Consider the following 24,973-nt stretch of genomic DNA (forward strand, 5'->3'; position numbering starts at 1 on the left):
TATTCCTAATTTTTATACGCGTTCAATAATGGTGGCAATACCCATCCCACCGCCAACACAGAGGGTCGCTAAACCGCGCTTTTTATCTTGTCGTTCAAGCTCATCAAGTAAAGTGCCTAAAATCATGGCACCTGTTGCTCCTAATGGATGACCTAAAGCAATCGCACCGCCATTTACGTTGACTTTCTCAGCTGGGACGTTGAGTTCATTAATAAAACGCATAACAACTGCCGCGAATGCTTCATTGACTTCAAACAGGTCAATATCATCAATCGTTAGCCCAGCTTTTTCTAAAGCTTTACGTGCAGCAGGAGCTGGGCCAGTCAGCATGATGGTTGGATCAGTACCGACTAATGCAGTCGCCAAAACTTTAGCGCGTGGTTTTAAATTTTGTTCTTTTACCGCTTTTTCAGAAGCTAATAAAACTACAGCTGCTCCATCGACAATGCCTGATGAGTTACCTGCGTGATGAACATGATTGATTTTTTGTGCTTCCGGATATTTTTGTAAAGCAACTGCATCAAAGCCCATTTGGCCCATCATTTCAAAACTTGGGTTGAGCTTCGTTAGACCTTCGAGTGTGGTATTGCCTTTAATAAATTCATCTTTCTCTAAAATCACCACACCTGCATGATCTTTTACCGGTACAACTGAGTGGTCGAAATAACCATTTGATTGTGCTGCCGCAGCTTTTTGTTGTGATTTCACAGCGAAATTATCAACATCTTCACGGCTATAGCCATCTAAGGTTGCAATGAGGTCGGCTCCAATGCCTTGCGGAACAAATGATGACTTAAGGTTTGTTTCAGGGTCTAACGCCCACGGTCCGCCATCCGAGCCCATTGGAATGCGTGACATTGATTCAACGCCACCAGCAACCACTAAATCTTCCCAACCAGAGCGGACTTTCATTGCTGCCATGTTGACTGCTTCTAAGCCTGATGCACAAAAGCGATTGATTTGCACCCCAGCAACATCATCATTCCAACCTGCTGCAATCGCTGCTGTTTTGGCAATATCACCACCTTGATCGCCAATTGGTGTTACGCAGCCCAAAACAATGTCATCGACTTTAGACGTATCGAGTTGATGGCGCTGCTGTAATTCATTTAATAAGGTCGTCAGTAATGTAATTGGTTTTACTTCGTAAAGAGAGCCATCTTTTTTTCCTTTTCCGCGTGGGGTGCGAATGGCATCAATAATATAAGCCTCGCTCATAACAGTTCCTTTTTTATTACTTAAACTTTGTTGTGTTTTGAGTGTACTGGTTTTAAAAGGCAACGCAATGACGATAAGCGCACCAGTCAGGTGATGATTTTTGCCAATAGAAATACAAAAAAGCCCAAGTTGAACTTGGGCTAAATGTGAAGCTAAATAGATTTAAGAATTAGTGATAACCATGTAGCTGGCGATATAGGCCAGGGGTTACACCCGTCCACTTTTTAAATGCACGGTGGAAAGTACTGGTTTCACTAAAGCCAACTTGTTGGGCAACATCTTCAAGTGTTAATTCTGGGTTAAGTAACAAGTGAATCGCAGCATCTCGACGTAAAGCATCTTTCACACCTTGATAGCTTTTACCTTCAGCAGCCAAACGGCGGCGTAAGGTTTGCGGAGATAAATATAACATTGATGCAACGTCATTAAGCGTTGGCATTTCTTCACCAATTTGGCTTTTGAGCACTTCACGAATACGAGAAGTTAGCGAGTTGGTGTTTTTGAATTTTACTAAAAGCTGAGCAGGAGCTGCTTTTAAGAATTCTTCTAGCGTTTTCTCATCTTGGCGGATTGGCAAATCAAGATAATCAGCTGCAAAGGTAATTTCAGTACGTGGTGCATCAAACTGCATAACTGGTGCAAAAAATAATGCATCATATTCATCTGCATGTGCAGGACGTGGATAGCTAAAATGAACACGTTCTAATGGCAAGCGACGTTCAATCAACCATGATGCTAGACCGTGCCAAATCATGAGCATGCTTTCAGTAATGAAATGGTCTGGATCTAAAGTTTTTGGAATGAGGGGAACTAGACGTGCTTCATGTTTGTCACGCTCTAGAGTTACAGACCATTCATCGCCAAATAATTTGTAGAATTGAGATGACAGTTCAAGGGCTTGGCCCAATGTTTTTGCGTGAATAATCAACTGACACATAATGGCAAAAGTGCCCAGACGACGCGGTTGTACGTCAAATCCAACGTGTTCATCCTGTGTGACCATCCACAACATTTTTATAAAACGAGTGTATTGTTCTGGTGAGATTCGAGCTTTAGGTTGACGTAATAATTCCGCTTCAATACCCACATGTGAAAGGAGCATTTCAACATCCATGCCAAGGCGTTTTACGCCTGTCAAAGCCGCATTCACGAAGTGGATGCTAATCGTATCGCGACTCATATTGAATCCTTCAGTCTCTTTGATGTTCACTTTAAATTGACCTAAATGACCGTCTAAAAAAATAAATTGGCGATTTACAACAGAGTAAAAGCACTTTTTACATGTTAAATTGCCGAAATGATCAAGGTAAATGGCTGAACATGACATTGTTTTAGTATATTTGCTTAACTAATATAAAAGAAAATTCGAATAATAGTGGTTAAAAATACGATGACGACAGCATTAAATGGACTTAAAGTTCTCGATTTCTCGACGCTCTTACCTGGACCTTTTGCCACAATGTATCTGGCCGATATGGGAGCAGAAGTCATCCATATCGAATCTCCATCACGTCCTGATTTAATCCGAATCATGCCGCCATATGCAAATGGTCAAGCAACAGCACATAGTTATTTAAACCGAAATAAACAGTCGATTGTTCTCGATTTAAAGGATAAGGCGAGTATTGATCTGATTAAAGCCAAAATTTCTGAGTTTGATATTGTCATAGAGCAGTTCCGACCTGATGTTATGCGCCGTCTCGGTTTAGACTACGCGACACTTGCCGAAATTAACCCACGTCTCATTTATTGTTCAATTACAGGTTATGGACAAACAGGGAGCTATAAAGACAGAGCTGGGCATGACATTAACTATTTAGCTTTAGCAGGTATTGCTGGATATAGCGGCCGACAAGACAGTGGTCCACCACCGCTCGGTATTCAAGTTGCAGACATTGCAGGTGGTTCACTTCATGCTGTCATTGCAATTTTAGCTGCGGTTGTCGAACGTGGACGTAGTGGAATGGGACAATATATTGATATTTCCATGACCGATTGTGTTGCTAGCCTCAATAGTATGGCCGCATCAGCGACACTTGCTGCACAGGTTGAGCAGGCTCCAGAGCATGGCATGCTCAATGGCGGTATTTTTTATGACTATTATATGACTCAAGATGGCCGTTATCTTTCAATAGGTAGTCTTGAGCCACAATTTATGTCTGGTTTATCAGTGGCGCTTGATTTGCCTTTATTATTACAAAAAGGTGCTTCCTTAGATGTCGAAGACCGACAAGAAGTTAAACAAGCCATTCAAGAGAAAATTAAAACGAAATCATTTAAAGAATGGCATGAAATTTTTGCAAATCTTGATGTGTGTGTAGAACCTGTTTTAAGCCTAACTGAGTCCTTAAACTCGCCTTTAGCACAAGAACGTGGATGGATTGTGGATGTACCTTTGCAAAATAATACAGCGGATACAGAACCACAATTGGCTTGTCCAATTAAGTTTTCAAGATCGAAAATGAGATATTCCTTTATAGGTCAAAAACTTGGTGAAGGGCAGTGGTAAAGAGCTGGGGCCATTTTTCATACAATGTGTATTAAGATTATTATTAGATTAATCAATCGATTAACATTTTGAATAATTTCTTTACATAAAATTAGCGTACCCTTTATAAACAAAGACATAAAAGGTATGTAAACATGAAAACACATAAATCCTTGATGGCTTCCTGTTTATCCGTTTTATCAATTACTCTTTTTATACAGCATGCACAAGCTGCTGCTGCATTCGACCCAAATAGTCCTTGGATGTTGGGTGATTGGAACGGTCAACGCACAGCGTTACAAGCACAAGGTTATGATTTTTCTTTTGGATATACCGGCGAATACGCCGGTATTTTAGATTCAAAAAATACGTCTACGCATGGTAGTGCTTATACGGGGCAACTTGCACTAGGAACTCATTTTGACCTAAATAAAATTTTAGGTTGGCAAGATACGGAAGCTCAAATCACATTAACATATCGTGATGGGCAGTCGCTTTCTGAACATTCACCAGCTTTAGCAGGGCACTTAAGCTCGGTGCAAGAAGTGTGGGGGCGTGAGCAAACTTGGCGTTTAACAGATTTGTGGATCAAGAAGAAATTCCTTGATCAGAAGTTAGATGTGAAAGTCGGTCGTTTTGGTGAAGGTGAAGACTTTAACAGTTTTGACTGTGATTTCCAGAATTTAGCGCTTTGTGGTTCGCAAGTCGGTAACTGGGTGGGCGATCAGTGGTATAACTGGCCAGTAAGCCAATGGGCAATGCGTGTTAAATATAACTTGCAACCTGACTTATATACGCAAGTTGGTGTATATGAATACAACCCGGAAAATCTGGACCGAGGTAAAGGTTTTAACTTAAGTACTGATGGTTCTCACGGTGCAATTATTCCTGCCGAAGTAGTTTGGTCACCTAAATTAGGCGCTCAAAGTATGGCTGGTGAATACCGTTTAGGTTATTACTACAGCACTGCTGACGCCGAAGAAATTACGAATAAGGCTCAAACATCTCATAAACAAGGGGTGTGGGTAACTGCAAAACAAAAATTATTCCAGCCTGCTGATCAAACAGATCGCGGTTTGACAGGTTTTGTGAACCTGACTTTCCACGACTCTGATACCAACAAAATTGATAACATGCAAAATGTAGGCTTGGTCTATAAAGGTTTGCTCAATCAACGTCCTCAAGATGAGTTGGCACTCGGTGTGGCTCGTATCCATATCAAGGATGATTGGAACGATGTTCAAACTAAAGAATATGACACTGAATACAATACCGAGTTTTACTACGGTATTCATGCCACTAACTGGTTAACTATTCGTCCAAATGTGCAATATGTTCGTCATGTTGGTGCATTAAAAAATGGTGATAACACTTGGGTTGGCGGTATTAAATTCTCAACTGCATTCTAAGCGTAATTACTCCGAAAAACGGATTGTCGAGGGCTAAATCATTGATTGAATTATCCTGACCTTCCGTTTTTTCTTGATGCCTGAATTTGTTTTAGATGTATTGGTGATGCCATTTTTCTATAAGGTTCTTGGCACATCTTTCCTATAAAAATGATGATTGATAAGAGGTGGTTTATGAATCAACCTACTTCAAGATCAGGTTTAACGACTTTTACCGTAATTATTATTGGGTTACTGGCGTTATTCCTGTTAATTGGAGGTATTTGGCTCGCTACACTAGGCGGTTCAATTTACTACATTATAGCTGGAGTATTACTCCTCATTGTTGCATGGCAACTCTACAAGCGTGCTTCTACTGCTTTGTGGGTTTATGCTGCATTAATGCTAGGAACTATTATCTGGAGTGTCTGGGAAGTTGGAACAGACTTTTGGGCGCTTGCACCACGTTTAGATATTTTAGGTATTCTTGGTTTATGGTTATTGGTTCCGGCTGTAACTCGTGGAATCAACAACCTTGGATCAAGTAAAGTTGCCTTATCTTCAACTTTAGCAATTGCAATCGTGTTGATGGTTTATTCTATCTTCAACGATCCGCAAGAAATTAATGGTGAAATCAAAACACCTCAACCAGAAACAGCTCAAGCCGTGCCTGGTGTTGCTGAAAGTGATTGGCCAGCTTATGGCCGTACTCAAGCAGGTGTGCGTTATTCTCCATTGAAACAGATCAATGATCAAAACGTAAAAGACTTGAAAGTTGCTTGGACTTTACGTACTGGCGATCTTAAGACAGATAACGACTCTGGCGAAACGACTAATCAGGTTACACCGATTAAAATCGGTAATAACATGTTTATCTGTACAGCTCACCAGCAGTTAATTGCGATTGATCCTGCTACAGGTAAAGAAAAATGGCGTTTTGATCCGAAACTTAAAACGGATAAATCGTTCCAGCATTTAACTTGTCGTGGTGTGATGTACTACGATGCAAACAATACAACTGAGTTTGCAACGAGTCTTCAAAGCAAGAAATCTAGCTCTACACAATGTCCACGTAAGGTATTTGTACCAGTCAACGATGGCCGTTTAGTGGCTGTAAATGCTGACACTGGTAAAGCATGTACTGACTTTGGTCAAAATGGTCAAGTGAACTTACAAGAGTTTATGCCATATGCTTATCCAGGCGGTTACAACCCAACATCTCCTGGTATCGTGACTGGATCAACTGTTGTGATTGCTGGTTCTGTAACAGATAACTACTCCAATAAAGAGCCATCTGGTGTGATTCGTGGATACGACGTTAACACTGGTAAACTTCTTTGGGTATTTGATACTGGCGCAGCAGATCCAAATGCAATGCCGGGCGAAGGTACTACTTTTGTTCATAACTCACCAAATGCGTGGGCACCTTTAGCATACGATGCCAAACTTGATATCGTTTATGTACCAACAGGTGTAGGTACACCAGATATCTGGGGTGGTGATCGTACCGAGCTGAAAGAGCGTTATGCAAACTCAATGTTAGCGATTAATGCTTCTACTGGTAAATTAGTGTGGAACTTCCAGACAACCCATCACGATTTATGGGATATGGACGTACCATCACAACCATCTTTAGCTGATATCAAAAACAAAGCCGGCCAAACTGTTCCTGCAATCTATGTATTGACGAAAACAGGTAATGCCTTTGTGCTTGATCGCCGTAATGGTCAACCAATTGTTCCTGTAACTGAGAAACCAGTTCCACAAACAGTTAAACGTGGACCACAAACTAAAGGTGAGTTCTATTCAAAAACTCAGCCATTCTCTGACTTGAACTTGGCACCACAAGATAAATTGACTGATAAAGACATGTGGGGTGCCACTATGCTTGATCAGCTCATGTGTCGTGTATCTTTCAAACGTCTAAATTACGATGGTATTTATACGCCACCATCTGAAAACGGTACTTTAGTTTTCCCTGGTAACTTGGGTGTATTTGAATGGGGTGGTATGTCAGTTAACCCTGATCGTCAGGTTGCTGTAATGAACCCGATTGGTCTGCCATTCGTAAGTCGGTTAATTCCTGCTGATCCAAACCGTGCACAAACTGCAAAAGGTGCGGGAACTGAGCAGGGCGTACAACCGATGTACGGCGTACCGTATGGTGTTGAAATTAGCGCATTCTTATCTCCGCTTGGTTTACCTTGTAAACAACCGGCTTGGGGCTATGTAGCTGGCGTTGATTTGAAAACTCATGAAGTGGTATGGAAAAAACGTATTGGTACAATCCGTGATAGCTTGCCGAACTTGTTCCAGTTACCAGCTGTGAAAATTGGTGTGCCTGGTTTAGGTGGTTCAATTTCTACTGCCGGTAATGTCATGTTTGTTGGTGCAACTCAAGATAACTACTTACGTGCGTTTAACGTTACTAACGGTAAGAAACTTTGGGAAGCGCGTTTACCAGCAGGTGGACAAGCAACACCAATGACTTATGAAATCAATGGTAAGCAATATGTTGTGATCATGGCTGGTGGTCATGGTTCATTTGGTACGAAAATGGGCGACTATTTAGTGGCTTATGCCTTACCAGATAACAAATAAAAAGCTTTTATAGAAAGGGCCCGGATTTATCCGGGCTTTTTTTATGTCGATTTATATTAAAGCTTATCAATAAAACCGTTATTAAATATGCAAAAAAAGCATTTTATTGATGAATAAAAGCTCGCTATGCTATCCGCCTTAATAATGAATCTACTAGCCATACGCCATGTATTTATATACCGATTTCGACCAGCAGCTGGTTAATGAACGAGTTGCTCAGTTCCGTGATCAAACAGAACGCTATTTAGCTGGCAAACTTTCTGAAGACGAATATCGTCCATTACGTTTGCAAAATGGTTTATATGTGCAACGTTATGCGCCTATGCTGCGTATAGCTGTGCCGTATGGCTTAATGAATTCTAAACAATTACGTAAAGTTGCTGAAGTTTCAACTGCTTATGACCGTGGTTATGCACATGTATCTACACGTCAAAACATTCAGTTAAACTGGCCTGCACTTGAAGATGTGCCAGACATTTTAGCTGAACTTGCAACTGTACAAATGCATGCCATTCAAACCAGTGGTAACTGTATTCGTAACACCACAACTGACCAATATGCAGGTGTGGTTGCTGGTGAAATTGCAGATCCACGTCCAACATGTGAATTGATTCGTCAGTGGAGTACATTCCACCCAGAATTTGCATTCTTGCCACGTAAGTTCAAAATTGCTGTTTCTGCACTTGAAGAAAAAGATCGTGCGGCAACTGCATTCCACGATATTGGTGTTTATATCGTGCGTAATGAAGCAGGCGAGATCGGCTATAAAATTATGGCTGGTGGTGGTTTAGGCCGTACTCCAATCATTGGTAGCGTTATCCGTGATTTTTTACCACGTGAAGACTTAATTGCTTACTTAGAAGCGGTTTTACGTGTTTATAACTTGCATGGTCGTCGTGATAACAAATATAAAGCACGTATCAAAATTCTAGTTAAAGCATTAACTCCTGAAGTGTTTGCACAGAAAGTTGAAGCTGAATTTGAACATACACGTGAAGCATTGAAGATTCAGCCAGAAATCTTGAAAAAACTGGATGAAGAATTCACCCCGTTTGATTATCAAGATTTGGCAGATGAAGACTTCACAGCTTTATTTGCTGAACATCCAAAATTCAAACAATGGTTCAATATCAACACGCATGCGCATAAAGTGAAGGGCTATCGTATTGTTACGATTTCTCTAAAACGCGCAGGTATTGCGCCAGGTGATATGACCACCGAAGAAATGAATTTTATTGCAGACCTTGCTGATAAATATACTTTCGGCGAACTTCGCACGACTCATGAGCAAAACATTGCTTTGGCAGATGTGCCTCAAAAAGATTTGTTTGATGTATGGCAAGCGCTTGAACAACAAAATATGGCACGTGCACATATCGGCTTTATTACCGATATCATTAGTTGCCCGGGCGGTGATTTCTGTTCACTTGCAAATGCGAAATCAATTCCAATTGCTGAAGCAATTACACGTCGTTTTGATGACTTAGACAAAGTTTATGATCTTGGTCATTTAGATCTAAATATTTCTGGTTGTATGAATGCTTGTGGTCATCACCATGTAGGTAACATCGGTATTTTAGGTGTAGATAAGAAAGGCGCTGAGTTCTATCAAATTACATTAGGTGGTAATTCAGACCATGATGCATCAATCGGTGACATCTTAGGGCCATCTTTTGCAGCAGATGCTGTGCCAGATGTCATTGAAGAAGTATTGAATACTTATCTTGATTTGCGTACTGAAGGTGAGCGTTTTGTTGATACATATCGCCGTGTAGGAATTCAACCATTTAAGGAGCGTGCATATGCTTAATACAGCTCTACCAGTGCTTTATAAAGATGGCACGATTACAGATAATACTTATCAAATCATTGCTGAAGATGGTGTTATTCCCCAAGGTGATGTTGTTGTAACAACAGCTCAACTCGATCAATTAGCTAACGTTCAAGGCAAAAAAGCTTTGTATGTGACTGTAAATGATTCACCTGAAGAGCACACATTTCCATTAAATGAACTTGATGCAATCTTCATTGAGTTTGCGGGTTTTGGTGATGGTCGTGGTTATTCATTCGCTGCACTACTACGTCGTCAAGGTTTTCAAGGTGAGTTGCGTGCAACTGGTGATGTGTTTAAGGATGTCTTAAACTATTTAAAACGTTCAGGTTTTGATAGTTTTGTGATTAAAGAAGGTAAAGATGTGCAAGAAGCGGCAGCTGGTTTGCAAGACTTTACCAACCCATACCAAGCCTCAACAGCCGTACCGCAAGCAAGTTATCAAACTGGCGCTTAAATAGTTTTTAAATATAAAGGCTGAACTCAGGTTCAGCTTTTTTTATGAATAATTTTTAAATGACTCAACTGAAGAACAACAATGTTTGGTTTAATTTCAAAAATAAATCCTGGTGCTTGGTGGCTACTTTTTGCTATTGCGACAGATGTACTCTCAACATTTTATTCTGCTAAGGGGAATGGCTTAGTCAATAAAACAGCTCAGGGTATTGCTCTGGTTTTGTATATTATTTCTTTTGCATGCGCTGCTATTGCTTTGAAATATATGCAAGCTGGAATCTTATATGTGCTTTGGTCTGGGATAGGTGTATTAGCAACAGCTTTTTTGGCAAAGATTTTTCTTGGTCAGAATATTGATGTGGCAGGATGGGTGGGAATTGGTTTTATTACTGTAGGTTTAATGATTATTGCACAATATTCCAATATCGATGTTTAAAGCCCTTATAGAAATATTAAGTATCTCTATAAGGGCTAAATATTGAAAATATTAGGTATCGAGCTGGCAGTTAACCATCCACTTTATACCGAACTGATCGGTAAAAGCGCCATACAATGCGCCCCAGAACGTTTTTTCTAAAGGCATTTCAATTTGACCATTAACAGATAAAGCATCAAAAAGTTGTTTTGCTTTTTCTTGCTCATCTTTTTCAAAGTTGATCGAGATGTAGTGATTATTTCCTTGGGTAAAAACGCTGTTAGGGGCACAAAACTGATCATTTGTATCTGAGGCCATAAGCACAGTGTACTCATTAATCGGTAAAGAAACATGTAGAACCAGATTTTTGTCGGCTTCCGATAACGTCACACCTTCAGGCGCTGGCATATCACCATAACGGCTTAACATACCGAATTCACCGCCAAATACTGATTTATAAAAGTTAAAGGCTTGTTCTGCTTGACCTTGGAAATTGAGATAGTGATTGAGTTGCATTGTTATTGTCCATTGTTGTTTTCGTTTAAAGGAATAAGTTAAAACTTAAAAGTGATTTTGTGGGTCATTTTTTGTAGTTTTTTCATAAAAAATCCCACCGAAGTGGGATTTTAAAATAATGAATTTGGATTAAATGAGTTCAATTGCAACTGCTGTTGCCTCACCACCACCAATACAGAGTGCAGCAATACCTTTTTTACCGCCAGTACGTTTCAGTGCATGAATAAGGGTAAGAATAATACGAGAACCCGTAGAACCTACAGGGTGACCTAGTGCACAAGCACCACCATTGATATTTACTTTCTCTGCATCAAGTTTGAAATCATCAATTGGGCACATAGTAACCATAGCAAACGCTTCGTTAATTTCCCAAAGATCGACGTCTTGAGCATTCCATCCCGCTTTTTTAAGAACTTTTTCAATAGCACCAACTGGAGCGATCGTAAATTCTGAAGGATGCTGAGAGTTTGACGCTGTCGCGATAATTTTTGCAAGCGGTTGTAAACCGCGCTGTGCTGCAACTTCACTTGAAGTTAATACTAATGCAGACGCACCATCCGAAATAGAACTTGCATTTGCGGCGGTAATCGTACCGTCTTTTGCAAAAGCTGGTTTGAGTGAAGGAATCTTGTCAATCTTGGCATTTAAAGGTTGTTCATCCTGATCAACAACGACATCACCTTTACGACTAGGTACAGTAACTGGAACGATTTCGTCTTTGAAATAACCTTCAGTAATTGCTGTTTGAGCACGTTTCAAAGAGCGAATCGCAAAGTCATCCATTTGCTCACGTGTATAGCCACGAGTATTGGCCATATCTTGAGCAAATGAACCCATTAAACGCCCAGTTTCAGCATCTTCAAGCCCATCAAAGAACATATGATCTTTAATTTCACCATGGCCCATGCGATAGCCAGCTCGTGCTTTTGGTAAAACATAAGGTGCATTTGTCATAGACTCCATACCGCCAGCAACAACAACTTCAGCACTACCTGCTTTAATCATATCAGCGGCTTGCATAACAGCTTTCATGCCAGAACCACAAAGCTTGTTAATCGTTACTGCACCTGTAGAGTCTGGTAAGCCAGCTTTACGCATCGCTTGACGTGCTGGACCTTGCTTTAGGCCAGCAGGCAGTACACAACCCATAATGACTTCTTCGACATCAGTAGGCTGTAAACCTGCTCGTGCGATTGCTTCTTTAATCGTTACAGCACCTAATTCAGGCGCTGTAAGTCCTGATAGTGATCCTTGAAAACCACCCATGGCAGTACGAGCACCATTTACAATTACGATGTCAGTCATTGTTGTAATCTCCGATTGTTCTTAATCTCAAAATAAGAAATGTTTAAAACCTAGGCAGTATATTGCAAAAATCAAAGAGAGATATCTTCTGCATTAGACTGTAGAGTTCTAACAATTTTTAAGGTCTTCTAAACGGGTGTGTCCCATTTTGCTGAGAATTAATTTAAAGTTTTTAAGCTGGTTATAAGAACAGTAAGTAAAAGTGCCGTTAGATTCGCGTGGGAGTCCTGTGTCGCCCTGAAATACAATACTATTTAGTTTTTTTCCAAACTTTTGAAATTTTAAAGAACCGTAGCGATGAGCAAGTTCAACATTGGTTAATACTTCTTCATTGTTTTCTCTTTGTAGATTCTGATTCGTGTCTACAAAGCTTATAAGACTTGTATCCCAGTTACTATTACATGTAGACAAATCAACACTTGGGCAAATTACGACACTCTTATGTCGTAGAATTGCGTCGTATTTGGCTTTTTGTATATGAATTGTGAGTAGTCGAGACGAATTTTTTAATTCTACAGAAGCCATAAATTGATGATATAAAGGAAGCGCTATAGTGGCCATAATCATAAGAATTGCGAGTGTTATAGTGAGTTCCAACAACGTGAAACCGGGAGATTTAAACATTAAAATTCCTTAATATATAAAGAAATATTTTGATTTTATGCTTTCTATCAATGATTTATAATGATTTTTGTAGTGAGGAAACACAAAATTAAATAAAGGTTATCAGGATGCTAGAATACTGGTAAAATCACCGTAAGCGAAAGAAAGAAGTTGTTCATATTTGCTAGTTGAGTGAAAAATTACCGAATTACAACGGAAATTGTAAGTAATTTTGTCAATAATTTACTTGATTAAAATTATCAAGCACTTGGAAAGTCTATCAAGTGTTTGTATGATTCAAATGTGAATAGCTTAAAAATAATACTGGGGTGAAAATATCTCAGGGGCCAATAAATTTAGGCTGAGCTTGAACAACAATTGTTATCTCTGGAGGATATCCATGAAATTGAGTCGTATTGCACTTGCTATGCTTGTCGCTGCTCCATTAGCTGCTGCTAATGCTGGCGTAACTGTTACTCCATTATTGCTTGGTTACACTTTCCAAGACACTCAACACAACAATGGCGGTAAAGATGGCGAGTTAACTAACGGACCTGAATTACAAGACGATTTATTCGTTGGTGCAGCTCTTGGTATCGAGTTAACACCATGGTTAGGTTTCGAAGCTGAATATAACCAAGTTAAGGGTGATGTAGAAGGTATTGCTGGTGCTCCAAGCGCTGAATACAAACAAAAACAAATCAACGGTAACTTCTATGTTACTTCTGATTTAATCACTAAAAACTATGACAGCAAAATCAAGCCATACGTATTGTTAGGTGCTGGTCACTACAAATACGAGATTCCTGACCTTTCTTATCACAATGATGAAGAAGGTACTTTAGGTAATGCTGGTGTTGGTGCTTTCTGGCGCTTAAACGATGCTTTATCTCTTCGTACAGAAGCTCGTGGTACTTATAACTTTGACGAAAAATTCTGGAACTATACAGCTCTTGCTGGTTTGAACGTAGTTCTTGGTGGTCACTTGAAGCCTGCTGCTCCTGTAGTAGAAGTTGCTCCAGTTGAACCAACTCCAGTTGCTCCACAACCACAAGAGTTAACTGAAGACCTTAACATGGAACTTCGTGTGTTCTTTGATACTAACAAATCAAACATCAAAGACCAATACAAGCCAGAAATCGCTAAAGTTGCTGAGAAGTTAACTGAATACCCTAACGCTACTGCACGTATCGAAGGTCACACAGATAACACTGGTCCACGTAAGTTGAACGAACGTTTATCTTTAGCTCGTGCTAACTCTGTTAAATCAGCTCTTGTTAACGAATACAACGTTGATGCATCTCGTTTGTCTACTCAAGGTTTCGCTTGGGATCAACCGATTGCTGACAACAAAACTAAAGAAGGTCGTGCTATGAACCGTCGTGTATTCGCGACAATCACTGGTAGCCGTACTGTAGTTGTTCAACCTGGTCAAGAAGCGGCAGCTCCTGCAGCAGCTCAATAATTTGAGTTCTTGAACAGTAAAAAAGCGACTCGTTAGAGTCGCTTTTTTTATGGCGATTTTTAAAATATTTAGGCATTTCTGTGTCTCCTTAATAATTACTTTCGATCTTGGTTTAAATTAGTTACCAATTACCTTTCTTCAATTGCTGTTTAGTGTCTTGTCTATCTCTGCGATGTTGAGCACGAGGTTTTTCCGTTTCGTGCATACCACCTTTGTGTAGTAAAGGGGATAGAGCTACTTGATTACGGACTTTGATCTTTGGCATTTCTTTAATTTTCATGCTTTAACCTTTAATACATAAAACTTGTTTTAGAGTATGAACGACTTCAATGAGATCTGACTGATTCGCCATGACTTCATCAATGTCTTTATAGGCGCTTGGAATTTCATCGACAACGCCATTGTCTTTACGGCATTCAATACCTTGGGTTTGTTCAATAAGATCTTGCTGATTAAAAAGCACTTTTGCTTTACTTCTGCTCATCTTACGCCCAGCCCCATGAGAACAAGAACAAAATGATTCAGGATTTGCTTTGCCTTTAACGATATAAGATCGTGCTCCCATTGAACCTGGAATAATACCTAGCTCATCTAAGCCTGCTCTAATTGCACCTTTTCGGGTAATCAATAGATTTTCGCCAAAATGTGTTTCACGGCTTACATAATTATGATGACAATTAATCGCTTCTTTTGTCATTTGAAAAGAAGGTAGAAGAGGGCGGATCGCTTCTAAAATTAATCGCATCATCTCTTTGCGATTTTCAAAAGCATATTCTTGTGCCCACTCTACAGCTTCTACATAATCATCGAAACTTTTTGAGCCTTCAGCAAAATAACTTAAGTCTTTATCCGGTACATGTCCAAAGCGATGCTGAGCTTCTTTTTTGGCTAACTCAATAAAGTAAGTACCAATAACATTACCGAGCCCTCTGCTACCTGAGTGTAGCATTAGCCATACATCTTGATTCTCATCAATACATAATTCTATAAAGTGATTACCACCACCCAAGGTCCCAAGTTGTTTTTGCCATGTTGCATCAAATTGCCGAAGCATTCGGACAAGACCAGGATGCTTTTTGATAATTGGTTCTAAGCGTTTTTCAAGTGGAATAATGCTAGAAGCTTTCGCTTTGACTTGTTTATGCAAAGCAAAGCCAACCGGGACTTTGCGTTCGATCGCATCACGCAAACGACTTAAGTTATCAGGTAATTGTGAAGCCTTTAAACTCAAGCGAATTGCATTCATACCACAACCAATATCTACCCCTACAGCAGCAGGGATAATGGCGTGTTTAGTTGGAATAACACTACCTACAGTTGCGCCTTTTCCTAGGTGAACATCGGGCATAACAGCAATATGAGAATAGATGAATTGCAGTTGTGCCATTTTCTTGAGTTGTTCGATACTTTCACTATCTATGTCTTGAGTGAAAATTTTAACAGGGACACCATAAAGTGCCTCCTTGTTTAATATTTTTTGTATGCCCATAATTTTTCTCTTATTTTTGTCCGAGCAGGCATAAAAAAACCTAGCGAATGCTAGGTTCTAAATTTAAGCATTCGGACAAGTGGTGTGAATTTGTACACTTGTCCGTGAGCTGACATCGTGCCAAATAATTTAATCTGTTTTACCTTGTACTAATGGCATGATGTCCTCCTTATTTAAAAGTGCCGTTGAAAATCTGAACGGCATTTTACGCTTTTTAAATCAAAGATCAAGCTTTTGATCTTTGATTTACTTTAATGACTAGTTTTAATCTTGCTCAGGTTTGACGTTCATTTGATCGTAAGAGATCAATTTGGTTTTATTTTTCCACTTATAACCTAACCAAATGATCAAGAACAGTGGCAAGCTAATATAAGTTGAAAGTAAGCCTAACCAATCAATTTTTCCACCTAAAATGGCTTGGTAGTTCTGTCCTAAGATAATGATTGAACAGAGAATAAATGCAAACCAAGGTGCAAATGGGAAAAATTTGGCACGATATGCTAAATCTTCTAATTTATAACCTTGAGCAATGTATCCTTTACGGAAGCGATAGTGTGAAATTGCGATTCCTAACCAAACAATAAAACCGCACATACCAGACATATTGAGTAGCCAGTTAAATACTTGTTTTTCACCAATAAATGTCGTTAAGAAACAGAATGCAGCAATAAACGTTGTTGCATATAGCGCGTTCATTGGAACGCCACGGCCATCGAGTTTTGCAAACCACTTTGGTGCACGGCCTTCTTGAGCCATTTTAAACAACATACGAGTTGAGGAATACATGCCTGAATTACCTGCTGATAAAATAGCAGTAAGAATGACAGCATTCATTAAACTCGCAGCAAAAGCAAAACCTACTCTTTCATAAAGCAATGTAAATGGAGATAGTGCGATATCTTCAGTGGCAGCTGCTTGTAATAAATTCGGGTCATCATAGGCAATTAGAGTGCCGATAATGAAAATACATAGGATATAGAATAATAAGATTCGCCAGAAAATCTGTTTGATTGCAAGTGGAATTGTCTTCTTTGGATCTTTTGATTCGCCAGCAGCAACCCCAACCATTTCAGTTCCTTGGAAAGAGAATCCGGCAATCATTGCTACACCAATCATGGCTTGTAAACCGCCTACAAAAGGTGCCTCTTTATAGGTCCAGTTTCCGAAGGTTGCAACACCTGGAGTTAGCATAATCTTGATAATCATAGCTAAGCCAATAATAATAAATGCAACAATCGCAATTACTTTGACCATCGAAAACCAGAATTCGCTTTCCCCAAATCCCTTTACTGTCATGGCATTGATCAGAAAGATAACGATAAGGAACAGGGCACTCCAATAGAACCCTGGAATATCAGGGAACCAGAACTTCATAATAAACTGAACCGCAACAAGTTCGAATGCAACCGTAATTGCCCAGTTATACCAATAGTTCCAGCCTAGAGCGAAACCAAAGCCTTCTTCGACATAACGACTGCCGTAAGTAAAAAAGGCGCCGGATGTTGGTGTATGAGTTGCAAGCTCACCTAAGCTGGTCATTAAGAAGTAAATCATAATGCCAATGAGTGAGTAGGCGAGTAGCGCTCCACCAGGGCCAGCGTTTGCAATGGTTGATCCAGAAGCAAGGAAGAGGCCTGTACCAATGGAACCACCAATGGCGATCATATTCAGATGACGAGCCCCAAGCTTACGCTGGAGTTTTTCAGGAGCATGTGTTTCGCTCATGGAGATTCCTTACATAGTTTGTTATGCACAGGCATATAACACCTTAAAGCCTTGATGATCAGTTTTAATCTGGCACTGACCAAAGTGCTTCTCAATTAAGATCGGATAGTTTAAAAAACGGTTTGCTACAATCCATAGCTCACCTGATGCCTTTAAATGTTTTTTAGCGTTCTGGCAGAGTCCTTCACTTGCATCATAGTTGGTATGAATACCCTGATGGAAAGGGGGATTACTGACAATGGCATCGAGTTCTGTTGGAGCGTCTGCAATTCCTGTAACGGGCTGCAATCTCAACTGGTCTGAACCTATTCCATTTCGACTAAAAGTCATTTCCGTTGACCGTAAAGCGAAAGCATCAATATCTAGGGCATGAATAATATTACTTGAATTTATTTTTGCCAAATAGCAACTGATAATTCCAGCACCACACCCGAAGTCGGCAATTCTACCTGATTTCACCTGATTAAGATAAGGGAGTAAAATAGCAGTTCCGACATCTAGATGATTTTGGCTAAATACACCAGGAAGGGCACAAATCGTAAGCTCTTGTTCATTAACATGAACAGTGTAAGTTTTAAGCCAACTTTCGAGAGGTTTAATTTGTTCTGTTTTCTCAATCTTTAAGTGCCATAACTGACAGTGACGTGCACTATCAAGTTTAAGTACTTTGCCGAAGCTTTGTAATTGTTTGGCAGCGCGTTCAACACCACCTTTTTTTTCACCTACTAAAAAAACAGACTGAGCAGTTTTAAGATTGCTCATTACGACATGCAATATGTAATTTAACAGTTCTTTAGATTTGGGAACAAAAATGACAGCTTGATCGAATTCTTGTAATGGAAACTCAACTGAGAAATGCGCATTTGTTCCACTATTTATAAAGCTCTGGTAGTCAGCATGGTTCCATGTCCAGACTGAAGCATCAATATCCGCTGGTAATTGACTGACTAGGGCATCATTCGGTGCATTAATGAACAAGATTCTACCTTTTAAATAGTCTTGCTGTCTTAATACCACTTCACTTCTAGGATCCATGTACATCTCTCATGAAGAAGAATGCCCAGTGGGAACTGGGCAATAATCAAAATTAAAAAATAGTTATTTATGTGTTTCAGGAAGTACAACATTTAAAATTAATGCTGCTATACCACCTGTCGCTACGCCAGAGCTAAAAATATTTTTAAATAATTCTGGAAGGTGCTCCAAAATTTGAGGAACTTGAGCAACACCCAAACCTAATGCAAGTGAAATTGCGATAATTAAAAGTGCTCGGCGATCAAGGTGAATAGATGAGAGAATGTTAATGCCTGATGCAGCAACCGCACCGAACATCACCATCACAGCGCCACCTAATACCGCTTGTGGTACGGCTTGTATTACACCAGCTACTGCTGGAAATAAACCTAATAAAATAAGTAAAGCAGCAATCCAGATACCCACATAACGACTTGCAACCCCAGTAAGTTGAATTACACCATTATTTTGAGCAAAAACAGAACTAGGGAAAGTGTTAAATAAGCCTGCGAGTAAAGAGTTCGCGCCATTCACTAAAACGCCACCTTTAATACGCTTCATCCATTCAGGGCCATTAACGGGTTGGTTTGAAAGTTTACTGGTTGCTGTCACATCACCAATTGCTTCTAAAGATGTGACTAAATAAATAAAAGCCATTGGAATGAATAAGCCCCAAGAAAAGCTTAAACCAAAGTGCATTGGCGTTGGAATCTGTACAAGAGGCGCATCTTTAATACCTGAGAAATCTAGGTAACCCATAAATCCTGCAAGAATGTAACCAATCACTAAAGCAATTAAAATTGCTGAACTTTTAATCCACACCACTCGGATACGGTTTAGCACAATAATAATAGCAAGTACGGTACATGACATAATAAGGTTGTCTGCACTTGCAAAAGTATGGTCTTGCATCGCTTGGTAGCCACCACCCATGCTAATCAAGCCTTCTTTAATCAGTGTTAAGCCAATTAATAAAACAACAATGCCAGTCACCAAGGGAGTAATTAATCTTTTTACCCATGGAAGAATTTGCGAAACACCCATTTCAATAAAGGAACCAGCAATTACTACACCAAAAATTGCAGCCATAACTTGGTTTACTGGCGTTCCAGCAGCCACCATTGCACTACCAATACCAATAATTGGGCCAATAAAGTTAAAGCTTGTGCCTTGTACAATCAGAAGGCCAGCACCAAATGGGCCGACTTTTTTACATTGAAGAAATGTAGCAATACCCGAAATTACCAAAGACATCGATAAAATCATGTTGGTTTCGGTACGTGACACACCTAAAGCTAAACAAATTAAAAGCCCTGGTGTAACAATTGGTACAATAATCGCAAGCAAATGCTGGAAAGCTGCTAAAAAAGCGATCAGAGGTTTTGGTCGATCATCTAAGCCATAAACAAGGTCAAGATGGTCTTGAGAGTGTTGATTGGACATGGGTGTAGGTCCGCCGCAATTTTGCAAATTGGCGCTATTCTAATCGAGATACCTATCTTTACAAAACGAATTACAGGCTATTGGAAAATTTTTTTGTCAATGTCAATAAACTGTCACTACTCAAGAGTAGTGTTTTTCTGTATAATTTGCCCTCAAATTTCAGGCGTTTCGAATTTTCATGTCAGATATCAAAAATCTCCGTAATATCGCAATTATTGCGCACGTCGACCACGGGAAAACCACACTTGTCGATAAACTACTTCAGCAATCTGGTGCTCTCGGTGAACGAGCAGGCGAGATTGAGCGTGTCATGGACTCAAATGCGCTTGAAAGTGAACGTGGTATTACCATTCTTGCAAAGAACACTTCTATTACTTGGTTAGATAAACGTACTGATACAACTTACCGTATCAACATCGTGGATACCCCGGGACACGCCGACTTCGGTGGTGAAGTAGAACGTGTTATGTCGATGGTTGACTGCGTATTACTTTTAGTTGACTCTCAAGAAGGCCCAATGCCACAAACTCGCTTTGTGACACAAAAAGCCTTTGCTCGTGGTTTAAAACCAATTGTTATTATTAACAAAGTTGACAAACCAAGTGCACGTCCAGATTGGGTTATTGATCAAGTATTTGATTTATTTGATAACCTTGGTGCAACTGATGAGCAATTAGATTTCCCAATCGTTTATGCATCAGGTTTACGTGGTGTAGCGGGTCCTGCTCCAGAAGAACTTGCAGAAGACATGACTCCGTTGTTCGAAACGATTGTAGACATCGTTGAACCACCAGCAGTTGACGTTGATGGTCCATTCCAAATGCAGATTTCATCACTTGACTATAACAGCTTCGTAGGTGTTATCGGTGTTGGTCGTATTCAACGTGGTTCAGTAAAATTAAATACTCCTGTTACTGTAATTGACAAAGAAGGCAATACACGTAACGGTCGTATCTTAAAAATCATGGGTTACCATGGTTTAGAGCGTATTGATGTTGAGTCAGCATCTGCTGGTGATATCGTATGTATTACTGGTATCGACGCACTTAATATTTCTGACACGATTTGTGATCCGAAAAATGTTGAAGCATTACCAGCTTTATCTGTAGATGAACCTACAGTATCTATGACTTTCCAAGTAAACAACTCTCCGTTTGCTGGTAAAGAAGGTAAATTCGTAACTTCACGTAATATTCGTGAACGTCTTGATCGCGAATTAATTCATAACGTAGCTTTACGTGTTGAAGACACTGACAGTCCAGACCGTTTCAAAGTATCTGGCCGTGGTGAACTTCATCTTTCAGTTTTAATTGAAAACATGCGTCGTGAAGGCTTCGAAATGGGCGTATCTCGTCCACAAGTAATCATCAAAGAAATTGATGGTGAAAGACAAGAGCCTTACGAAAACGTAACTTTTGACGTTGAAGAACAGCATCAAGGTGCTGTAATGGAACAAATGGGTCACCGTAAAGGCGAGATGACCAATATGGAAGTTGACGGTAAAGGCCGTATCCGTATTGAAGCAACTGTACCTTCACGTGGTTTGATTGGTTTCCGTTCTGAATTCTTGACCATGACTTCTGGTACAGGGATCATGACTTCAAGCTTCTCGCATTATGGTCCTGTTAAACAAGGTACTGTTGCGAAACGTCAAAACGGTGTATTGATCTCTATGGTTCAAGGTACTTGCTTGGGCTATGCATTGTTCAGTTTACAAGACCGTGGTCGTTTGTTCGCTAAACCACAGTTAGAAGTTTACGAAGGTATGATCGTGGGTATTAACTCTCGTTCAGACGATATGGTTGTAAACCCGACTAAAGCGAAACAATTAACTAACGTTCGTGCGTCTGGTACAGATGATGCTTTAACTTTAGTACCTGCAATTGAATATACGCTTGAACAAGCGCTTGAATTCATTGAAGATGACGAGTTAGTAGAAGTAACACCTAAATCAATCCGTATCCGTAAGCGTTACTTGACTGAAAATGAACGTAAACGTAACCGTGATAAATAATTTTTCTTAAATGAAAAAGAAAAAACCGCTAAATTAATTTAGCGGTTTTTTTTAATCGTTATATTTGAAATTAAAGTGGGCTTAAAATCATATTTTTGTTGTAAGAGAATATGTTGTTAAAGTGTGAAATGACTTTCTTTTTTTGATAAAAATATTAAATTATCAATATCATGGCGAGTACTATCTAATTCGATAAGATGCCAATGAAAAAGAAAAATATGACGTGTTTCGGCCCCCCGACATCTGGAGATGTTTAGATGAGTATTATTCAAGAATTTAAAGAATTTGCCATTAAAGGCAATATGATGGATTTAGCCATTGGTGTGATTATTGGTGGTGCTTTTGGCAAAATCGTGGACTCTTTAGTTAAAGATATCATCATGCCGCTTATCACTGTAATTACTGGTGGTGGTGTTGATTTCTCTCAAAAATTCATTGTATTAGGTGCAAACCCTAATAATTTACAATCTTTAGATGCCTTGCAAAAAGCAGGTGTTAATGTTTTAACTTATGGTAATTTCCTCACCATTTTAATTAACTTCATTATTTTGGCTTGGGTTGTGTTCTTAATGGTGAAATTATTAAATAGACTTCGCCGTGATAAAAATGAACCAGAAGCTCCAGCTGCAACTCCTGAAGATATTCAATTATTACGTGAAATTCGTGATGAGCTGAAAAAACAAGCCTAATAAGATTTGAAATAAAAACGGTACCTTGAGTGCCGTTTTTTATTACTTCATATTTTATATTGGACTCAGGATGTTGATAAAATTGCAAGATCGCAGATCAGACCAACTATGAATATTGAAAAAGGGATAAATTAATGAATCAGCTTTTTGTGTATGGAACATTATGTCCAAATAAAGCAAATGCTCATATTCTCGAACAGATTGGGGGTAGTTGGATCAAAGCCAGTGTAAGAGGTGTGATTCATATTTTAGATTGGGGTCCTGACAAAGGCTTAAAAGCGCTTGAGTTAGATTCGCAAGCGGATTGGGTAGAGGGTTATTTGTTTAGCACAGAAAAACTTGCTGAAAACTGGCAGATGCTTGATGACTTTGAAGGTTTTCAATACCAGCGTGTTATCGCAAATATAAAATTAGAGTCAGGCGATTATGTTAAAGCCTGGACATATCAGCTGAATGCACAGGCTTCTGAAAAACCATAGTTAAAATTATGGAATCAGCGTAAGCTACCCATTCTAAATTTAACTTCTAAAAGATGATAGCCAAACTGGCTTTTGATTGGACCTTGTAACACACGTTCAGCAGCTGTAAAAACAACTTTGTCGATGACGGGCACCAATTGCCCTTTTTTGACTTCACCAAGTTCACCACCACGTTTTGCCGAATTACAGGTAGAGTATTGCTTGGCAAGTTTGGCAAAGTCAGCGCCACTTTGTAACTTCTTTTTTAGCTGCTCAGCTAAGTCTTTATCTTTGACTAAAATATGTCGGACAATTGCTGTTTGCATGTTGTCTTCCTCCAAAAAATTAAGGCTTTCTCAGCTTTTTAAGCGGTTGGCACTGTGGGCAAAATACGCTGGCACGCTGACCAAGTTTTAAGTTTTCTAATGTGGTTTCACAGTTAACGCACATTTCTCCAGCACGACCATAAGCAAGTAGTGTTTGCTGGAAATAACCATTTTCACCCATGGCATTGCTGTAGTCTCGTAATGTCGAGCCACCCAAATCAATCGCCGACTTTAAAATGCGCTTAATCTCGACAACAAGTTTTTCAATTTGTTGCATGGTTAAATCACAAGCGGGCTGTGCTGGATGAATGCCAACATTAAACAAGCTTTCAGTTGCATAAATATTGCCTACACCGACGACTACATGATTATCCATGAGTGCAATTTTTATGCCGACAGATTTATTCTTGAGTTTTGAAGCTAAATATTCTGCATGAAAGTCGGTACTTAGAGGTTCAGGCCCCAAAGTATCTATGAGTTTGCCTTGAGTCTCGTGGTTAAGCCAAAGAATGCAGCCAAAACGGCGAGGGTCATGGTAACGTAATTGCTGATCTTCAAATTGAATAATCAGATGATCATGCTTTCTCAGTTCATCATTTGGCTCGGTCAGACGAAAGCTTCCTGACATACCTAAATGCCAAAGCATTTGATCTTGTTCAAACTCTGCCAAAATATATTTTGAACGTCGATTTAACCCGATGAGACGTTGTCCGACAAGTTTCTGAACATCAGCTGGTATAGGCCAGCGTAAGCTAGGATTACGTACTTCAACACTAAGAACTTTTTGATTCAATAAGGGAAATAAACTGGTTTTGGTGGTTTCGACTTCGGGTAACTCAGGCATGCCAACTCGCAGAATTAACAGATATACTGGATTAATCAAGTATAACGTGTGGTATGTAATATTTCAGAGATTACTATGTCAGATATTTTACCATTAAGCTGGTTTCAACGTGAAACCTCAGAAGTGGCTTATGATTTAATCGGTTGCGTATTGTGTAAACGACAACCTGACGGCCAAGTGATCCGCTGTACAATTAGTGAAACTGAAGCTTATTTGGGTGTTCGTGATAAAGCCTGCCATAGTTACAATGATAAACGTACAGCTCGAACAGAGGTAATGTATGGCCATGGTGGTACGATTTACGTCTACTTAATTTATGGCATGTATGAAATGCTTAATATTATTACTCAAACAGAGGGTGTACCTGAAGGAGTGATGATTCGTTCTGCGTTTTTAAATAATGCTTCAACCAAAAAAGACTATAAGCTTTTAGCTGGGCCCGGCAAATTGACACGCTATTTAGGTATTGATCGATCTTTAAAAGGACAAACCTTGGGAGAAGGATCTGGACTATGGGTTGAAGCGGCATCAACGCAACCAGAAGTAGTGCTAACGCCACGTATTGGAATTGATTATGCCGAAGAAGCAAAACATTGGCCTGAACGATATTGCTGGAAAGACCATCCATCTTTGAGTCGATAATTCTAATCTGGAAATCAATTTTTAGATATTGATGAAGAGTGTT

Annotated in this window: 23 protein-coding genes; 11 read left to right on the plus strand and 12 right to left on the minus strand. The window is 39.6% G+C overall.

Annotation, left to right across the window (positions count from 1 at the left end; translation table 11 throughout):
* Positions 1-12: 12 nt before the first annotated feature.
* Both AW165_RS12535 and AW165_RS12540 read right to left on the minus strand, forming a co-directional pair.
* Positions 13-1,218: an acetyl-CoA C-acetyltransferase gene (locus AW165_RS12535; protein WP_060466023.1), complete on the minus strand. Its 1,206-nt coding sequence runs from the start codon at positions 1,216-1,218 to the stop codon at positions 13-15.
* A 169-nt stretch (positions 1,219-1,387) separates the two neighbouring features.
* Positions 1,388-2,398, minus strand: coding sequence for an AraC family transcriptional regulator (locus AW165_RS12540; protein WP_002116561.1), 1,011 nt, complete (start codon positions 2,396-2,398; stop codon positions 1,388-1,390).
* A gap of 210 nt (positions 2,399-2,608) precedes the next feature.
* Here AW165_RS12540 and AW165_RS12545 point away from each other — a divergent pair, with 210 nt between their 5' ends.
* The 6 genes from AW165_RS12545 to AW165_RS12570 all read left to right on the plus strand — a co-directional run bounded on the left by AW165_RS12545 (position 2,609) and on the right by AW165_RS12570 (position 10,418).
* On the plus strand, positions 2,609-3,727 hold the full coding sequence (locus AW165_RS12545; protein ID WP_002116185.1) for a CaiB/BaiF CoA transferase family protein: 1,119 nt from the start codon (positions 2,609-2,611) through the stop codon (positions 3,725-3,727).
* 155 nt (positions 3,728-3,882) lie between these two features.
* Entirely contained in the window at positions 3,883-5,115 is a 1,233-nt protein-coding gene (locus AW165_RS12550; RefSeq protein ID WP_081410656.1) for a carbohydrate porin, read from the plus strand.
* 174 nt (positions 5,116-5,289) lie between these two features.
* Positions 5,290-7,695: a glucose/quinate/shikimate family membrane-bound PQQ-dependent dehydrogenase gene (locus tag AW165_RS12555; protein ID WP_005064285.1), complete on the plus strand. Its 2,406-nt coding sequence runs from the start codon at positions 5,290-5,292 to the stop codon at positions 7,693-7,695.
* Between the two features lie 166 nt (positions 7,696-7,861).
* Positions 7,862-9,505, plus strand: coding sequence for a nitrite/sulfite reductase (locus AW165_RS12560; protein WP_060466025.1), 1,644 nt, complete (start codon positions 7,862-7,864; stop codon positions 9,503-9,505).
* Positions 9,498-9,983 (plus strand): DUF934 domain-containing protein, encoded by a 486-nt coding sequence (locus AW165_RS12565; protein WP_017385604.1) that lies wholly within the window; start codon positions 9,498-9,500, stop codon positions 9,981-9,983. The genes AW165_RS12560 and AW165_RS12565 overlap by 8 nt, the downstream gene beginning before the upstream one ends.
* An 81-nt stretch (positions 9,984-10,064) precedes the next feature.
* Positions 10,065-10,418 (plus strand): DMT family transporter, encoded by a 354-nt coding sequence (locus AW165_RS12570; protein WP_017385603.1) that lies wholly within the window; start codon positions 10,065-10,067, stop codon positions 10,416-10,418.
* Between the two features lie 51 nt (positions 10,419-10,469).
* On the opposite strand, the gene AW165_RS12575 is transcribed toward AW165_RS12570, so the two are convergent.
* From AW165_RS12575 to AW165_RS12585, 3 genes are all read right to left on the minus strand, one after another.
* Positions 10,470-10,913 (minus strand): VOC family protein, encoded by a 444-nt coding sequence (locus AW165_RS12575; protein WP_060466026.1) that lies wholly within the window; start codon positions 10,911-10,913, stop codon positions 10,470-10,472.
* Positions 10,914-11,042: 129 nt separating this feature from the next.
* The gene (locus AW165_RS12580) at positions 11,043-12,218 is read right to left on the minus strand and encodes a thiolase family protein (RefSeq protein ID WP_014207591.1); all 1,176 of its coding nucleotides are present in this window, start codon (positions 12,216-12,218) and stop codon (positions 11,043-11,045) included.
* 108 nt (positions 12,219-12,326) lie between these two features.
* Positions 12,327-12,842, minus strand: a complete 516-nt coding sequence (locus AW165_RS12585) for a GspH/FimT family pseudopilin (RefSeq protein WP_060466027.1) — start codon at positions 12,840-12,842, stop codon at positions 12,327-12,329.
* Between the two features lie 379 nt (positions 12,843-13,221).
* On the opposite strand from AW165_RS12585, the gene omp38 reads away from it, so the two are divergent.
* Positions 13,222-14,286 carry an outer membrane protein Omp38 gene (omp38, locus tag AW165_RS12590; protein ID WP_060466028.1) on the plus strand — a complete coding sequence of 355 codons (1,065 nt, stop codon included), beginning with the start codon at positions 13,222-13,224 and terminating at the stop codon, positions 14,284-14,286.
* A gap of 121 nt (positions 14,287-14,407) precedes the next feature.
* Here omp38 and AW165_RS19755 read toward each other — a convergent pair whose 3' ends face one another.
* The 5 genes from AW165_RS19755 to AW165_RS12610 form a co-directional block, all read right to left on the minus strand.
* Positions 14,408-14,551 carry a hypothetical protein gene (locus tag AW165_RS19755; RefSeq protein ID WP_171254252.1) on the minus strand — a complete coding sequence of 48 codons (144 nt, stop codon included), beginning with the start codon at positions 14,549-14,551 and terminating at the stop codon, positions 14,408-14,410.
* Positions 14,552-14,569: 18 nt separating this feature from the next.
* Positions 14,570-15,775 carry an RtcB family protein gene (locus AW165_RS12595; protein WP_060466029.1) on the minus strand — a complete coding sequence of 402 codons (1,206 nt, stop codon included), beginning with the start codon at positions 15,773-15,775 and terminating at the stop codon, positions 14,570-14,572.
* Between the two features lie 264 nt (positions 15,776-16,039).
* Positions 16,040-17,500, minus strand: coding sequence for an amino acid permease (locus tag AW165_RS12600; RefSeq protein ID WP_014207587.1), 1,461 nt, complete (start codon positions 17,498-17,500; stop codon positions 16,040-16,042).
* Positions 17,501-17,521: 21 nt separating this feature from the next.
* Positions 17,522-18,535, minus strand: coding sequence for a methyltransferase (locus tag AW165_RS12605; RefSeq protein WP_060466030.1), 1,014 nt, complete (start codon positions 18,533-18,535; stop codon positions 17,522-17,524).
* Positions 18,536-18,598: 63 nt separating this feature from the next.
* Complete coding sequence (locus AW165_RS12610; RefSeq protein WP_002116159.1) at positions 18,599-19,957, minus strand: uracil-xanthine permease family protein; 1,359 nt, start codon at positions 19,955-19,957, stop codon at positions 18,599-18,601.
* A 178-nt stretch (positions 19,958-20,135) separates the two neighbouring features.
* On the opposite strand from AW165_RS12610, the gene typA reads away from it, so the two are divergent.
* From typA to AW165_RS12625, 3 genes are all read left to right on the plus strand, one after another.
* Positions 20,136-21,971: a translational GTPase TypA gene (typA, locus tag AW165_RS12615; protein ID WP_002116501.1), complete on the plus strand. Its 1,836-nt coding sequence runs from the start codon at positions 20,136-20,138 to the stop codon at positions 21,969-21,971.
* Positions 21,972-22,228: 257 nt separating this feature from the next.
* A complete protein-coding gene (gene mscL / locus AW165_RS12620; RefSeq protein WP_014207584.1) occupies positions 22,229-22,660 on the plus strand; it encodes a large conductance mechanosensitive channel protein MscL in 432 nt (143 codons plus the stop codon).
* A gap of 134 nt (positions 22,661-22,794) precedes the next feature.
* Positions 22,795-23,139: a gamma-glutamylcyclotransferase family protein gene (locus AW165_RS12625; RefSeq protein WP_060466031.1), complete on the plus strand. Its 345-nt coding sequence runs from the start codon at positions 22,795-22,797 to the stop codon at positions 23,137-23,139.
* Positions 23,140-23,153: 14 nt separating this feature from the next.
* On the opposite strand, the gene AW165_RS12630 is transcribed toward AW165_RS12625, so the two are convergent.
* Positions 23,154-23,444 (minus strand): peptidylprolyl isomerase, encoded by a 291-nt coding sequence (locus AW165_RS12630; protein ID WP_002051379.1) that lies wholly within the window; start codon positions 23,442-23,444, stop codon positions 23,154-23,156.
* A gap of 19 nt (positions 23,445-23,463) precedes the next feature.
* Positions 23,464-24,288 (minus strand): bifunctional DNA-formamidopyrimidine glycosylase/DNA-(apurinic or apyrimidinic site) lyase, encoded by an 825-nt coding sequence (gene mutM, locus AW165_RS12635; protein WP_060466032.1) that lies wholly within the window; start codon positions 24,286-24,288, stop codon positions 23,464-23,466.
* A gap of 75 nt (positions 24,289-24,363) precedes the next feature.
* On the opposite strand from mutM, the gene AW165_RS12640 reads away from it, so the two are divergent.
* Positions 24,364-24,930 carry a DNA-3-methyladenine glycosylase gene (locus AW165_RS12640; protein ID WP_060466033.1) on the plus strand — a complete coding sequence of 189 codons (567 nt, stop codon included), beginning with the start codon at positions 24,364-24,366 and terminating at the stop codon, positions 24,928-24,930.
* Positions 24,931-24,973 lie beyond the last annotated feature (43 nt).

Origin of the sequence: Acinetobacter sp. LMB-5, from assembly GCF_001541635.1 — a bacterium.
In the GTDB taxonomy this organism is placed as follows: domain Bacteria; phylum Pseudomonadota; class Gammaproteobacteria; order Pseudomonadales; family Moraxellaceae; genus Acinetobacter; species Acinetobacter pittii.

What these genes read in the sequence shown, in the direction of transcription:
- AW165_RS12585 (WP_060466027.1), bottom strand. Translation starts at nt 12,842, where the DNA reads ATGTTTAAATCTCCCGGTTTCACGTTGTTGGAACTCACTATAACACTC.
- AW165_RS12555 (WP_005064285.1), top strand. Translation starts at nt 5,290, where the DNA reads ATGAATCAACCTACTTCAAGATCAGGTTTAACGACTTTTACCGTAATT.
- AW165_RS12595 (WP_060466029.1), bottom strand. Translation starts at nt 15,775, where the DNA reads ATGGGCATACAAAAAATATTAAACAAGGAGGCACTTTATGGTGTCCCT.
- mscL (WP_014207584.1), top strand. Translation starts at nt 22,229, where the DNA reads ATGAGTATTATTCAAGAATTTAAAGAATTTGCCATTAAAGGCAATATG.
- AW165_RS12610 (WP_002116159.1), bottom strand. Translation starts at nt 19,957, where the DNA reads ATGTCCAATCAACACTCTCAAGACCATCTTGACCTTGTTTATGGCTTA.
- AW165_RS12540 (WP_002116561.1), bottom strand. Translation starts at nt 2,398, where the DNA reads ATGAGTCGCGATACGATTAGCATCCACTTCGTGAATGCGGCTTTGACA.
- mutM (WP_060466032.1), bottom strand. Translation starts at nt 24,288, where the DNA reads ATGCCTGAGTTACCCGAAGTCGAAACCACCAAAACCAGTTTATTTCCC.
- AW165_RS12630 (WP_002051379.1), bottom strand. Translation starts at nt 23,444, where the DNA reads ATGCAAACAGCAATTGTCCGACATATTTTAGTCAAAGATAAAGACTTA.
- AW165_RS12565 (WP_017385604.1), top strand. Translation starts at nt 9,498, where the DNA reads ATGCTTAATACAGCTCTACCAGTGCTTTATAAAGATGGCACGATTACA.
- AW165_RS12535 (WP_060466023.1), bottom strand. Translation starts at nt 1,218, where the DNA reads ATGAGCGAGGCTTATATTATTGATGCCATTCGCACCCCACGCGGAAAA.
- AW165_RS12580 (WP_014207591.1), bottom strand. Translation starts at nt 12,218, where the DNA reads ATGACTGACATCGTAATTGTAAATGGTGCTCGTACTGCCATGGGTGGT.
- AW165_RS12550 (WP_081410656.1), top strand. Translation starts at nt 3,883, where the DNA reads ATGGCTTCCTGTTTATCCGTTTTATCAATTACTCTTTTTATACAGCAT.
- AW165_RS12575 (WP_060466026.1), bottom strand. Translation starts at nt 10,913, where the DNA reads ATGCAACTCAATCACTATCTCAATTTCCAAGGTCAAGCAGAACAAGCC.
- AW165_RS12640 (WP_060466033.1), top strand. Translation starts at nt 24,364, where the DNA reads ATGTCAGATATTTTACCATTAAGCTGGTTTCAACGTGAAACCTCAGAA.
- AW165_RS12560 (WP_060466025.1), top strand. Translation starts at nt 7,862, where the DNA reads ATGTATTTATATACCGATTTCGACCAGCAGCTGGTTAATGAACGAGTT.
- AW165_RS12625 (WP_060466031.1), top strand. Translation starts at nt 22,795, where the DNA reads ATGAATCAGCTTTTTGTGTATGGAACATTATGTCCAAATAAAGCAAAT.
- AW165_RS12545 (WP_002116185.1), top strand. Translation starts at nt 2,609, where the DNA reads ATGACGACAGCATTAAATGGACTTAAAGTTCTCGATTTCTCGACGCTC.
- AW165_RS12570 (WP_017385603.1), top strand. Translation starts at nt 10,065, where the DNA reads ATGTTTGGTTTAATTTCAAAAATAAATCCTGGTGCTTGGTGGCTACTT.
- AW165_RS19755 (WP_171254252.1), bottom strand. Translation starts at nt 14,551, where the DNA reads ATGCCAAAGATCAAAGTCCGTAATCAAGTAGCTCTATCCCCTTTACTA.
- omp38 (WP_060466028.1), top strand. Translation starts at nt 13,222, where the DNA reads ATGAAATTGAGTCGTATTGCACTTGCTATGCTTGTCGCTGCTCCATTA.
- AW165_RS12600 (WP_014207587.1), bottom strand. Translation starts at nt 17,500, where the DNA reads ATGAGCGAAACACATGCTCCTGAAAAACTCCAGCGTAAGCTTGGGGCT.
- AW165_RS12605 (WP_060466030.1), bottom strand. Translation starts at nt 18,535, where the DNA reads ATGGATCCTAGAAGTGAAGTGGTATTAAGACAGCAAGACTATTTAAAA.
- typA (WP_002116501.1), top strand. Translation starts at nt 20,136, where the DNA reads ATGTCAGATATCAAAAATCTCCGTAATATCGCAATTATTGCGCACGTC.